Source organism: Acinetobacter sp. MF4642, from assembly GCF_002018925.1.
GTDB lineage: Bacteria > Pseudomonadota > Gammaproteobacteria > Pseudomonadales > Moraxellaceae > Acinetobacter > Acinetobacter johnsonii.
On the sequence record NZ_MVON01000004.1, the window covers coordinates 15,930 to 27,971 of the forward strand.

Consider the following 12,042-nt stretch of genomic DNA (forward strand, 5'->3'; position numbering starts at 1 on the left):
CCACAGCTAGTGATCGCGTGACTGTATTTTTCGGCTTGAAGCGCTTACACTATAGCCAGTTTTTTTCTTTGCAAAAGATTGGCTATGATCGACCCGAAATTACTCAGAAATAATATTGAGGCTGTAAATTTAGCCTTAGCAAAACGTGGTGTACAACTGAATGTTGAAGAATGGGCATCACTAGAAGCTCGCCGTAAAGAGATTCAATCCAAAACTGAATCTCTTCAGGCTGAACGTAATTCGGGTGCAAAACAAGTTGGCCAAATTAAAAAAGCTGGTGGTGATGCATCTGAAATTATGACGCGTATGTCAGCGATTGGTGATGAAATCAAAGCTGCAGAAGTCGCTTTGTCTGAATTACAAGCTGAACTTGAAGCGAAATCACTCAGCATTCCAAACTTGCCAGATGAGTCTGTTCCTGAAGGAAAAGACGAAAGCGATAACGTGGAAATCCTCACATGGGGTACGCCGCGTACGTTTGACTTTGAAATTAAAGATCACACTGACTTAGGTGAGTGGATGGGCGGTCTTGAGTTTGAAACAGCGACCAAATTGACAGGTTCTCGTTTCAGCGTGCTCAAAGGACCACTTGCTCGTTTACAACGTGCGATTACCCAGTTCATGTTGAATACGCATACTTTGGAAAATGGTTATACCGAAGCTTATGTGCCGTATTTAGTCAATGCTGATTCACTCCGTGGTACAGGCCAATTGCCTAAATTTGAAGAAGATTTATTCAAATTACAAGGTGAAAAAGAGTATTACCTCATTCCAACTGCGGAAGTGCCTGTAACTAACTTCGTGCGTGATGAAATCATTGATGCAGACCGTTTACCACTGAAATATGCAGCGCATACGCCATGTTTCCGTAGTGAAGCAGGTTCATACGGTCGTGATACACGTGGTTTGATTCGTCAGCACCAATTCGACAAAGTTGAAATGGTGCAAGTTGTTAAGCCTGAAGACTCAATGCAAGCGCTTGAAGAGCTTACAGGACATGCTGAAGGGATCTTGAAAGCACTTGGTTTGCCGTACCGTAAGATCATCCTTTGTGGTGGTGATATGGGCTTCGGTGCGACTAAAACTTACGATCTTGAAGTTTGGGTACCAAGTCAGAATACGTATCGCGAAATTTCTTCATGTTCAAACATGGGCGACTTCCAAGCGCGTCGTATGAAAGCACGTTACCGTGCAGACCAAAAGAAAACTGAATTTGTGCATACGCTGAATGGTTCAGGTTTGGCTGTGGGTCGTACTTTACTTGCGGTCATGGAAAACTACCAACGTGCTGATGGTTCGATTGAAATCCCAACCGTGCTTCGTCCATATATGGGCGGTGCTGAGTACATTGACTAATAAAGTCGATGTACTGCACAGTTTTGTGCACAATAATTGCTTTAAGACTGTCAGATAAAACTCATTGAGGTCGTGTGTGGATATTTTTCCAATCTCTTTAAAGTTGCAGCAGCAACCTTGTCTGATTGTCGGTGGTGGGCATATTGCTTACCGTAAGGCAGTGTTGTTACATAAAGCAGGGGCAGTGATTCATATCATTGCTCCTGATATTGATGCAAATTTATTGCAACTGGTTGAAGAAAGCCAAGGGCAATATATCCAAGCGCTATATCCTGCGCAGATTCAACTCAATGACTATCGGTTAGTGATTGCTGCAACAGATGATTATGCGGTGAATACTCAAGTCTTTGAGGACTGTGAAGCGCTGAAAATACTGGTCAACAGTGTGGATGATCCACCGCATTGCCGCTTTATGGTTCCTGCCATTGTCGACCGTTCGCCTTTGGTGATTTCAGTTGCCAGCAATGGGACATCTCCCGTGTTATCTCGCCAAATTCGTACCCAGCTTGAAACCAGTATTCCACATGGCATGGGTAAGCTGGCTGAGTTTTCAGGAAAATGGCGTGCAGCGGTGAAAGCGAAGATTTCCAATCCTGACGAGCGCCGTGTTTTTTGGGAAGACTTATATGCAAGTCCCCTGAAAGAACAGGTTTTTCATGACAATCTTACAGAAGCAGATCGTTTAATCGAGCAAGCTCTGTTGGAGTGGAAAACGCCGAAAGGTGAGGTATATTTGGTTGGTGCAGGTCCAGGTGATCCTGAGTTGCTGACCCTCAAAGCATTGCGTTTGATGCAACAAGCCGATGTGGTGATTTATGATCGTTTGGTTTCTCCTGCGATTATGGAACTCTGCCGTCGCGATGCAACAAAAATTTATGTGGGTAAAGCCCGTTCTAACCATGCTGTACCGCAAGAAGGCATCAATGCCTTACTAGTGGAATATGCCTCAAAAGGTCAACGTGTTTGCCGTTTAAAAGGCGGCGATCCTTTCATCTTTGGTCGTGGTGGTGAAGAAATTCAAGAACTTTTTGCCGCGGGTGTACCATTTCAAGTGGTGCCAGGGATTACTGCCGCTTCAGGGTGTTCGGCTTATGCAGGCATTCCGTTGACACATCGCGATTATGCACAAAGCGTGCGTTTCCTTACGGGGCATTTAAAAGAAGGTTCGCCTGAGTTACCGTGGGATGAGTTGGTTTATCAAAATCAAACACTTGTGCTGTACATGGGCTTGGTTGGTTTAGAAAAAATTTGTGAAAAGTTAATTGAGCATGGGCAGCGCCCAGACATGCCCGTTGCTTTGATCTCGAAAGGTACCACGCCAGAACAAAAAGTGCTGGTCGGAACCTTAGCGGATATCGCATCAAAAGTTGAAGAAAATCATATTCAAGCGCCTACATTGACCATTATTGGTGATGTAGTAAGCTTGCGTGAACAATTACAGTGGCAAGATTAACTTTTGCCATATTGAAAGAGTAGAGAAAAGCTGTGATCCATGTTGTTTTATACGAGCCCGAAATTCCTGCAAACACAGGCAATATCATTCGTTTATGTGCCAATACTGGAGCGCAGCTGCATTTGGTTAAGCCTCTCGGCTTTGAACTGGATGATAAAAAACTTAAACGTGCAGGTTTGGACTACCACGAGTGGGCGCGCATGCAAATTTGGGAAACATTCGATGAGTGTTTAGCAAATTTAGCCCTAAAAGGTGTCGATATAAATGCGATTTATCCTTTAACCACCAAAGGAACGGAAACGCCGCATACTTCGGATTTGAATCGCCCCGTGGCTTTACTCATGGGACCTGAGACGCGTGGTCTGCCTGAACAGGTTCGTATGCTATTTCCAAAAGAGCATTGGATTCGTTTGCCAATGGCTGAAAACTCGCGCAGTTTGAACTTATCCAATGCGACAGCCGTGATTGTGTATGAAGCATGGCGTCAGCAGGGTTTTAAGCCTTTAGCCTAATCAAATTACTGTGACCGATCCCGCTTAAGCGGGCTCTGTTTTTTCTAGCTTTTGATCGAATCCCGCTCTGGATTTTAAAACTTTAAGCATATTGGCTTCGACCCAATCTTTCATTTGATAGGCATTTTGAGCAAAGTCTTTGCCAATCTCGGTTAACGCATATTCCACTCGAATCACGTTGTCTTCATGAATGGTTCGCGTCAAAAAACCATCGCGTTCTAAGATCTTTAATTTTTGTGACAGTACTTTAGGGGAAATACCTAAAACATTTTTCTTAAGCTCATTAAAGTGTTGTGACTCTTGATCCAGCGTATACACAATCAATAAAATCCACTTGTCTGCAAATTTTTCAAAAAAAAGACGAGCAGGGCAATCTGGATGAAAAATATTAAATTTCATGGGTTTATTCATTTTAAAAGATCCTCAAACTGCCTTTTTTTGCTTTTTACACCTTGTATTTGACCAGTTACCAAGTGGTAACTAATTGATACTAGGTTTCATAAGTGTATCATGAATACAGACTTAATGCAGCGCTGTCATCAGACTACGCTTTCACAAGATACTGGCAATTGGATGGATCACATGATGAAAGTTTCAGAGGCTGTTGTTTTTATTACGGGTGCGAATCGTGGCTTAGGACTAGCCATCGCTCGGGAGGCACATCGTCAGGGCGCTAAAAAGATCTATGTGGGTATGCGCCAGATCGGTAACTTTCAGGAAGAGGGGCTTATACCGATTCGACTCGATGTAAATGATGAAGCATCTATTCAGCAGGCCGCAGAACAATGCGCAGATACCACGATTCTTGTGAATAACGCGGGCATTGCGCTTTTGAATGAGCATCCTGTCGATGCCAATATCATTACGACTACGCAAAAGATTTTGGAAACCAATTTGTTGGGCTTGATGCGAGTGACGCAAATTTTTGCGCCAATCTTGCAAAAGAACCAACAGGCTTATGTGGTCAACATTCTCTCGGATGTATCCTGGGAGCCAAGCACTGTTTTGACCAGTTATGCCATTTCCAAGGCAGCAGCATGGTCCTATACCAACTCAAGTCGTCAGTGGTTGTCTCAATTTAATATTCAGGTCATGGGGGTGCATGTGGGTTTTATTGACACCGATCTGACTCGTTCATTACCCATTCCGAAGATTGCGCCAGAAACAGTAGCTCAAGAAATCTTTCAAGGCATCGAGCAAAATGCGTATGAAGTTTTGGTCGGTGAAAAGACCCAGCAGTTGAAGCAGGGCCTAAGCGATGAAGTTGCAAGTTATGTGAAACTTAAGCCCGATCAGGCAAGTGTTTAAGATATTTCATACTGTTTATTTTTAATGGTTTACGTGGCACAGCATCATGATTGACGCAGCGATGCCAATTAACTAATTCAAAAGAGGAAACTAAAATGTCGAATATTTCAGTGGTTTTTTATTCAGGCTATGGACATACCAAAGTGATTGCACAAACTTTTGTGCAAGAAATTGGTGCAAATTTGGTGGAGATTGACCCAAATGGCGACATTCCAGAGCAAGATTGGCTGACACTGGATCAATCTGATGCAATTGTATTTGGTGCACCAACTTATATGGGCACTGCGCCGTGGCAATTTAAAAAGTTTGCCGATGCATCTTCAAAAAAATGGTTTACTCGCGCATGGCAAGATAAAATTTTCGGTGGCTTTACCAATAGCGCAAGCTTAAATGGTGATAAGCAAGTGACCTTAATTCAACTACAAACACTTGCATCGCAGCATGGCGGTATTTGGGTAAGCTTGGGTTTATTGCCTGCCAATAGTAAAGCGGCAACCCGTCAAGATGTAAATAATTTGGGTGGTTCTGTAGGGTTGTTGGTGCAATCACCATCGGATGCAAGTACGGATGAAATCCCAGCAGGGGATCTCGAAACCACAAAAGCCTATGCACAACGTATTGCTAAAATGACTAAACAATTTAAGGGCTAGTTTTTTAGCTCTAGTTTAAAAAAGAAAAAGACGCACTTGGCGTCTTTTTCTTTTTGAATGAAAGATTAGAGCGGATCGTCAAATTCATTATGTTGTGGTGCAGGTTGCTTAAAGCCTTTGGTTTTATAACCTAAGTATAAAATACCAAACATTGCCCACCATAAACCGAATTTCAACGCGGTTTCTTCAATCTCTAGCCACATGGCAAAGATACTGAGGAATCCACACATTGGAATTATCACAAAGCTAAAGATATCTTTAATATTCTTTGTGCGGCCATCACGCAGTGCATATCTTGAAATCACCGATAAGTTTACAAAGGTAAATGCAGTTAATGCACCGAAGCTGATCATCGAAATAACGATGTCTAAGTCCATGAAGCCAGCGGTTAATGCTACAGCACCTACAATGAGAATGTTATAAGACGGTGTGAAGCTTTTCGGGCTAATATGACCAAAAATCTTCTTGTTAATCACGCCATCGCGGCCCATCACATACATTAAGCGTGAAACGCCTGCATGTGCCGAAATACCTGATGCCATAACAGTCACAATTGCGAAATACAACACCACCGTTTTAAACGCAACGCCACCGACGGCTTGTAAAATGTCAGGCTGTGTTGCAGCAACATCTTCAAAGTAAGTCTTTGGATCGTTCGGGAAGTAAATTTGCATGAAGTAGGTGCTGATAATAAAGATCACACCGGCCAAGAGTGCCGTTAAGAAAATCGCTTTAGGTAGTGTTTTCTCGGTATCTTTTGTTTCTTCTGCCAGCGAGCTGAGCGAGTCAAAACCTGTGAATGAGAAGCACAGCAAAGTCGCACCTGTAATCAGGGCACCCAGTGAAGTAAGCTCATTCCAGAATGGCTCTAAACTCCATAACTGATATTTAGCATTGACCAAAGTACCATCTGCGTTGACGCCACCAGCAAGTAAGCTGTAAACCATCCACGTGAAGTAAGCAATCACACCTAACTGGACAAAAACGATCAAACCATTAAAGTTTGCAACGAAGCGTGCACCACGTAAGTTGACCGCGGTCATAAATGCAGTTAAACCTACCACCCAGACCCAATGGTTTACATTAGGGAATAAGGCTTCAAGGTAAATCACGGCAAGAATGATGTTGACCATTGGAGACAATAAATAGTCTAACCATGATGACCAACCGACCATAAATCCGACATTCGGATGGATGGATTTTTGTGCATAGGTATAGGCGGAACCCGAGGAAGGGTAGCGACGAATCATGTGACCATAACTGATCGACGTGAATAAAATTGCAATTAAAGCAATGATATATGACGTTGGCACATGATAATGACTTTCTTCTGATACTAAACCGAAAGTATCAAATAATGTCATTGGTTGAATATAAGCTAAACCAATAATAATGATGTGCCAGAGACCTAGCGTTTTTTGCAGTTTAGCTGCCGATTGAGTCCCAGAAATATTAGTCAACGGCGTTATCCTCTTAATCGTTGATCAAGGATCAGTCATGTTTAATAAGGATCGTTTGAGACGAACGATCCCCCCTGTGTTTAATTTCAAAAGTGCGCCAATCTACATTAATTTGGCCGCTTTTGTCAGTAACTTTTTCAGATTTTTTAGCAGTTTTTATGCCAATAGGTATAAGGAAAGCATTATTCCTTATGGCAAATAAAAGCCCGATGTTTAAAAAAGCATCAGGCTAAGATTGTCGTTATATTGGCTGATTTTTTATGAATTACCAAGCTTTTTCTAAAATTGCTTTTAAATCTTTTAAGCTGGCTTCTTTCGGATTGTAAATGATTGAACCATCGTTGAGGGCCTTTTCTGCGACCTCATCGAGTTGTTCTAAGGTTACTTTTCCTGTTTCACTCAAGGTACGGGGTAACTTGGTTAGGGTAAATAAGCGATCACGCATGGTGAGTAATGTGCTGATGGCTTTGTCTACACGTAAGTGGGCAGGAGTCTGCGCATAAATGTCTGGCCCTGCAAGTGGTAACAGGAGCTCTGCAATCTTGTCACCATTCACTTCCTTGTTAAATTCAAGCACATAAGGGAGGAACAGGTTCATGCATAGTCCATGCGGCAAGTGTGCAACTGCACCTAAGGCATGTCCAAGTGAGTGTACAAGGCCCACCATCGAGTTTGAAAATGCAATGCCAGCCATGGTCGAAGCTTGAGCCAATTCTAAGCGGCCGTTGGCATCGCTTGGATTATCCAGCACATTAAACAAATGATTGCTGACTTTTTTAATTGCAGCCGTAGCATAGGCATCTGAAATCGGATTGTGTGCCATACATGTATAGGCCTCGACAGCATGGGTCATGGCATCCATTGCGGTCATCGCAGTTAAGTGCGGTGGCAGGGTTTGGGTCATACGTGGATCGAGAATCGCAGCATGCGGCATTAAATAGTACGATGCGAAAGGCAGTTTGACATTTTTCTCTGGATCAGACACCACCGCAACCATGGTGACTTCAGACCCTGTACCTGATGTGGTTGGGATCACAAAAAAGGGTTTGAGTGGTTTAGGTAGGTTGTGTGCCCCAGAGTATTTGAGTAAGTCATCACCACCTTCAGATACCAAAATATTAGTGGCTTTCGAGGTATCAATCACCGATCCGCCACCGACAGCAATAATCGCATCGCACTGATGTTCACGATATAAATTGGCCGCTTTACGTACTGTCTCTAAGCTTGAATCGGGTGGAACATCATCAAAAATTGCACCAATAACCGCATCGGTAGACTCAAAAGCCGCTTCAATGGAGGCTAGCAAGTTATTGGCACGTACACCTTTGTCGGTAATGATTAAAGGTCGGGTTGCCCCTAATGTTGCCAGTTCAAACGGAATGTGTTCTAAAGCAGCATGACCAGCGATCACTTTTACAGGACAGAAAAATTCGTAATAAGGCTTCGCCATGTTATGCACTCCGTTTTAAATATGATTGGGCTACTTTGAGATAAATATTTGCAGCGCCTGTGAGTTTTTCTTTTAAGCCCAATTCAGTTGGGTATTCTTTGACTGCAAGTTCAGCGACCATTTTTGGTAAAATCAATGATTCCATTTTATTTAGACAGCGGACGAGACGAATTGCATAGGAGATATCTCCATCTGCAATCATACGGTCGTGTGCAAAAGCTTGTGCTGTACTTTCTTGAAATGAAAATACTAAAAAGGCATGACTTAAATGTTTAAAGGTGATGGTTAAATCTGCCTTTAAACTTCCTGGAGTAAGTAGTTCGAGTTGATGGTTTTCGGTCACTTTGGCTAAAAAAGCCGGGCCGTTTGGAAAGACATTCATCGATAAGGTGAAATTGGCGGGAAATTTGGCAACTTCTTGCTGAATTTCACTATCGACTTGGCTGGCCATGACCAATCCTCGGCCAATCACATCCATCATAAGTTTGACATAGGTCAATTGCAGAGCGGGTTTCACTGAATTTACGTTAATCACTCGCTGTTGTCCTTTCTAAAAATAATTATTAGTTTAGAGTAAATACTCTAATTTATTTTTCCATGAAAAGCAAAGCCTTTATATATGCTGTACTTGAACTTCTTTAAAGTAACCGCTGTGCTGTAAAGTTTCAATAATGTCAGCACATAAGTTTTCAAAACGCGGGTAGTCTGATTTGAGGTCTGAGATACGCACCATTTCTAAGCCCGCATAGCCGCATGGATTAATGGTGTGAAACCCAAATAAGTCACAGTCAATATTTAAGGATAAACCATGATAACTGCGGCCTTTACGAATTTTAAAACCCAATGAGCCAATCTTGCGTCCATCGACATACACGCCGGGTGCATCAGGTTTGGCATAGGCTTCAATCTCATATTTTTTGAGTAACTCAATCATTAGGTTTTCAGCATAAGACACCAAGGTGCGGACGTTCCAACCAAGTCGGTTGAGGTCAAACATAAAATAGGCAACCAACTGACCAGGACCATGCCAAGTGACTTGCCCTCCGCGATCTGTTTGTACCACGGGAATGTTGCTTCTCATGAGGATGTGTTCAGGTTTTCCAGCTTGACCTTGGGTGAGCACGTCATGATGTTGCAAAATCCAAAGTTCATCTGGTGTGTCTGCATCTCGTTGTTCAGTCAGTGCTTTCATTTCTACAAAGCGGTCAGCATATGAAGTTAAATTATCAAACTGGCGAATAATCAGTTGTGGTTTGAGAACGGCATCTGACACTGCACTTGCGTCCTTATAAAACAAGAAGTATGTCTGAAATTATAAAGAAAAGATCTAGAGCGTAGGAGGATTTCTTCAGTGAATAAGCCGAATTCAATAGATCAAAAATTTAGGCACAAAAAAACACGCTCGTAAGCGTGTCTCATTGATACATCATTTGAATTACAGCGCCGTTTTAATTAACGGACAAGCCGCAAGGTCTGCATACAGTTGATGAACTTGTTCTAATTCTTCAAAACGCAATTGAGCAGTTAAAGAATGGTATTTACCTGTGCGTGATGGCTGGACTTGGATTGATTCACCATCAAACTCAGGGAAATGTTTGACTAAAATTTCAACCACTGCAACATGTAACTCAGTGCTGGCAAAGCCAATGAGTTTGATCGGGTAGTCCATAGGGAATACCCAAAGATGTTCTTGTAATTCACGTGATGGTGTACGGTCTAACATAGTCATGAGCGTCAGTCCCCCTTATTTCAAACGCCTGCGAAACTGCAGGCGTTAGGTGTTGCTCTTAAATACTTAATGGAGACTCGAGATTAAATTTCAAGTCTCCAATGTATCGGTATCAATTAGTCGTTTTCTAGGAATGAACGTAAGTGTTCAGAACGAGAAGGGTGACGTAATTTACGTAGTGCTTTCGCTTCAATCTGACGAATACGTTCGCGCGTCACGTCAAACTGTTTACCTACTTCTTCCAAAGTATGGTCCGTTGGCATGTCGATACCAAAACGCATTTTCAAGACTTTCGCTTCACGTTCAGTCAAGTTTTCAAGCACTTCACGAGTTGCTTCTTTTAAGCCTTCAGACGTTGCAGCATCGACAGGTGAAGTGATGTTGCTGTCTTCAATGAAGTCACCCAAATGCGAATCTTCATCATCGCCAATCGGTGTTTCCATCGAAATTGGTTCTTTGGCGATTTTCAGCACTTTACGCACTTTGACTTCGTCCATTTCCAAACGTTCACCGAGTTCTTCAGGTGTTGGTTCACGTCCCATTTCTTGCAGAAGTTGGCGTGATACACGGTTGATCTTGTTAATGGTTTCGATCATGTGTACTGGAATACGAATGGTACGTGCTTGGTCGGCAATCGAACGAGTAATGGCCTGACGAATCCACCACGTTGCATAAGTCGAGAACTTATAACCACGACGGTATTCAAACTTATCTACCGCTTTCATCAAACCAATGTTACCTTCTTGGATCAAGTCCAAGAATTGTAAGCCACGGTTGGTGTATTTTTTCGCAATCGAAATTACCAAACGTAAGTTTGCTTCAACCATTTCTTTTTTCGCGCGGCGTGCTTTCGCTTCGCCTACAGCCATACGTTTTGAGATCTCTTTGATGCCTTTAACATCAAGGCCCAAATCTTTTTCAATGTCTGCAATTTTTTGTTGGAACGCTAAAATGTCAGGGCGTACTTTTTCAAGATAGCCTTTTTGGTCTGGCGAAGCTTTCGCAATTTGTTCATCTAACCAAGCAAAGTTGGACTCTTGGCCTGGGAAAGAGGTACGGAATTGAGTACGATCCATACGACCACGACGTACTGCATAGCGCATTACTTCACGTTCAGAGGTACGGATTTGTTCATGTGTACCACGAATCATTTCTGAAATAATGTCAAATAAACGTGGTGTAAATTTGAACATCATAAATACAGTTGCAAGTGATTCTAAAGCGTCTTCTGCTTCTTTGCTTGACCGACCATGTTTCTCGATGATGGTTCGGGTGTTTTTCCAAGCCGCAGTCAGTTCGTCAAAGCGCGCTTTGGCAATTTCAGGATCTGGGCCAGATTCACCTTCAGAATCATCATCACTTTCAGACTCTTCTTCTTCCTCGTCATCATCCAATTTCACATCTTTGGTAGACTTGGTTGAAGAATCATCTTCTTCATCAATTTCAGCCTCTTCTTCAAGGACTTCTGGAATCGCTTCATCGGTTTCAGGGTCTAAATAACCTGAAAGGATATCCGCAAGGCGACGTTCGCCTGCTTCATAATCTTTGTATTCTTGTAATACCACTTCAACCGCATTTGGCCAGTAAGCAATCGAGTGAAGAACGTCACGAATCCCTTCTTCAATACGTTTTGCAATACTGATTTCGCCTTCGCGCGTCAACAGTTCAACAGTACCCATTTCACGCATATACATGCGGACAGGGTCAGTGGTACGACCAGGCTCATTTTCTACAGAGGCAAGAACAGCAGCGGCTTCTTCTTCAGCAACTTCATCGGCAGCTTCATTACCACCCTCAAACATTGCATCATCAGATTCAGGCGCACGTTCGTGCACAGGAATACCGACGTCTTGAAGCATTTGAATAATGTCTTCAATCTGTTCGCTTTCAGTGATCGAGTCTGGGAGATGATCGTTAACCTCAGCGTAAGTTAGGTAACCTTGCTCTTTGCCTCGGCTAATCAGAGCCGCTACTTGTGAAGTAGGGGAAGTCATATCGCTCATCTTTGCTTACTCTTCGTTGAATCTGTGGCAGTGGAAAATTGTGCATCTGGGCACAATTCGCTTCATAAACTTATTTGTAAATAACTGCGTATTCCATCAGGGATAGTCAGCCAAAAGCTGC

General features: G+C 42.8%; 12 protein-coding genes. 5 read left to right on the forward strand and 7 right to left on the reverse strand.

All coding sequences use genetic code 11. The features are described 5' to 3' along the window. The first annotated feature begins 84 nt into the window (after positions 1-84). The 3 genes from serS to MF4642_RS03205 all read left to right on the forward strand — a co-directional run bounded on the left by serS (position 85) and on the right by MF4642_RS03205 (position 3,321). Positions 85-1,356, forward strand: coding sequence for a serine--tRNA ligase (serS, locus tag MF4642_RS03195; protein WP_078425288.1), 1,272 nt, complete (start codon positions 85-87; stop codon positions 1,354-1,356). 76 nt (positions 1,357-1,432) lie between these two features. After that, complete coding sequence (gene cysG / locus MF4642_RS03200; protein ID WP_078425289.1) at positions 1,433-2,809, forward strand: siroheme synthase CysG; 1,377 nt, start codon at positions 1,433-1,435, stop codon at positions 2,807-2,809. 32 nt (positions 2,810-2,841) lie between these two features. After that, positions 2,842-3,321, forward strand: a complete 480-nt coding sequence (locus tag MF4642_RS03205) for a tRNA (cytidine(34)-2'-O)-methyltransferase (RefSeq protein ID WP_005400372.1) — start codon at positions 2,842-2,844, stop codon at positions 3,319-3,321. Between the two features lie 24 nt (positions 3,322-3,345). Here the strand turns inward: MF4642_RS03205 and MF4642_RS03210 are convergent, their stop codons facing one another. Next, positions 3,346-3,732 carry a winged helix-turn-helix transcriptional regulator gene (locus MF4642_RS03210; RefSeq protein ID WP_004695464.1) on the reverse strand — a complete coding sequence of 129 codons (387 nt, stop codon included), beginning with the start codon at positions 3,730-3,732 and terminating at the stop codon, positions 3,346-3,348. Between the two features lie 114 nt (positions 3,733-3,846). Between MF4642_RS03210 and MF4642_RS03215 the strand changes: the two genes are divergently transcribed. Next, positions 3,847-4,629, forward strand: a complete 783-nt coding sequence (locus tag MF4642_RS03215; protein WP_078425290.1) for an SDR family NAD(P)-dependent oxidoreductase — start codon at positions 3,847-3,849, stop codon at positions 4,627-4,629. 95 nt (positions 4,630-4,724) lie between these two features. Then, a complete protein-coding gene (locus MF4642_RS03220; protein WP_078425291.1) occupies positions 4,725-5,279 on the forward strand; it encodes a flavodoxin family protein in 555 nt (184 codons plus the stop codon). A gap of 65 nt (positions 5,280-5,344) precedes the next feature. On the opposite strand, the gene MF4642_RS03225 is transcribed toward MF4642_RS03220, so the two are convergent. The 6 genes from MF4642_RS03225 to rpoD all read right to left on the reverse strand — a co-directional run bounded on the left by MF4642_RS03225 (position 5,345) and on the right by rpoD (position 11,921). Beyond that, positions 5,345-6,739, reverse strand: coding sequence for an APC family permease (locus MF4642_RS03225; RefSeq protein WP_078425292.1), 1,395 nt, complete (start codon positions 6,737-6,739; stop codon positions 5,345-5,347). 265 nt (positions 6,740-7,004) lie between these two features. Continuing rightward, positions 7,005-8,189: an iron-containing alcohol dehydrogenase gene (locus tag MF4642_RS03230; RefSeq protein WP_078425293.1), complete on the reverse strand. Its 1,185-nt coding sequence runs from the start codon at positions 8,187-8,189 to the stop codon at positions 7,005-7,007. Between the two features lies 1 nt (position 8,190). Beyond that, positions 8,191-8,670 (reverse strand): hypothetical protein, encoded by a 480-nt coding sequence (locus MF4642_RS03235; protein ID WP_216076700.1) that lies wholly within the window; start codon positions 8,668-8,670, stop codon positions 8,191-8,193. Positions 8,671-8,802: 132 nt separating this feature from the next. Then, entirely contained in the window at positions 8,803-9,462 is a 660-nt protein-coding gene (lipB, locus tag MF4642_RS03240) for a lipoyl(octanoyl) transferase LipB (protein WP_078425294.1), read from the reverse strand. Positions 9,463-9,624: 162 nt separating this feature from the next. After that, positions 9,625-9,912, reverse strand: a complete 288-nt coding sequence (locus MF4642_RS03245) for a YbeD family protein (RefSeq protein WP_010327321.1) — start codon at positions 9,910-9,912, stop codon at positions 9,625-9,627. A 122-nt stretch (positions 9,913-10,034) separates the two neighbouring features. Beyond that, positions 10,035-11,921, reverse strand: a complete 1,887-nt coding sequence (gene rpoD, locus MF4642_RS03250) for an RNA polymerase sigma factor RpoD (RefSeq protein WP_078425295.1) — start codon at positions 11,919-11,921, stop codon at positions 10,035-10,037. Between the last annotated feature and the right edge of the window lie 121 nt (positions 11,922-12,042).

Excerpts from the sequence above, each read along its gene's own strand:
- serS (WP_078425288.1), top strand. The coding sequence starts at position 85 with ATGATCGACCCGAAATTACTCAGAAATAATATTGAGGCTGTAAATTTA.
- MF4642_RS03210 (WP_004695464.1), bottom strand. The coding sequence starts at position 3,732 with ATGAATAAACCCATGAAATTTAATATTTTTCATCCAGATTGCCCTGCT.
- MF4642_RS03215 (WP_078425290.1), top strand. The coding sequence starts at position 3,847 with ATGCAGCGCTGTCATCAGACTACGCTTTCACAAGATACTGGCAATTGG.
- MF4642_RS03220 (WP_078425291.1), top strand. The coding sequence starts at position 4,725 with ATGTCGAATATTTCAGTGGTTTTTTATTCAGGCTATGGACATACCAAA.
- MF4642_RS03230 (WP_078425293.1), bottom strand. The coding sequence starts at position 8,189 with ATGGCGAAGCCTTATTACGAATTTTTCTGTCCTGTAAAAGTGATCGCT.
- MF4642_RS03235 (WP_216076700.1), bottom strand. The coding sequence starts at position 8,670 with ATGATGGATGTGATTGGCCGAGGATTGGTCATGGCCAGCCAAGTCGAT.
- MF4642_RS03245 (WP_010327321.1), bottom strand. The coding sequence starts at position 9,912 with ATGTTAGACCGTACACCATCACGTGAATTACAAGAACATCTTTGGGTA.
- rpoD (WP_078425295.1), bottom strand. The coding sequence starts at position 11,921 with ATGAGCGATATGACTTCCCCTACTTCACAAGTAGCGGCTCTGATTAGC.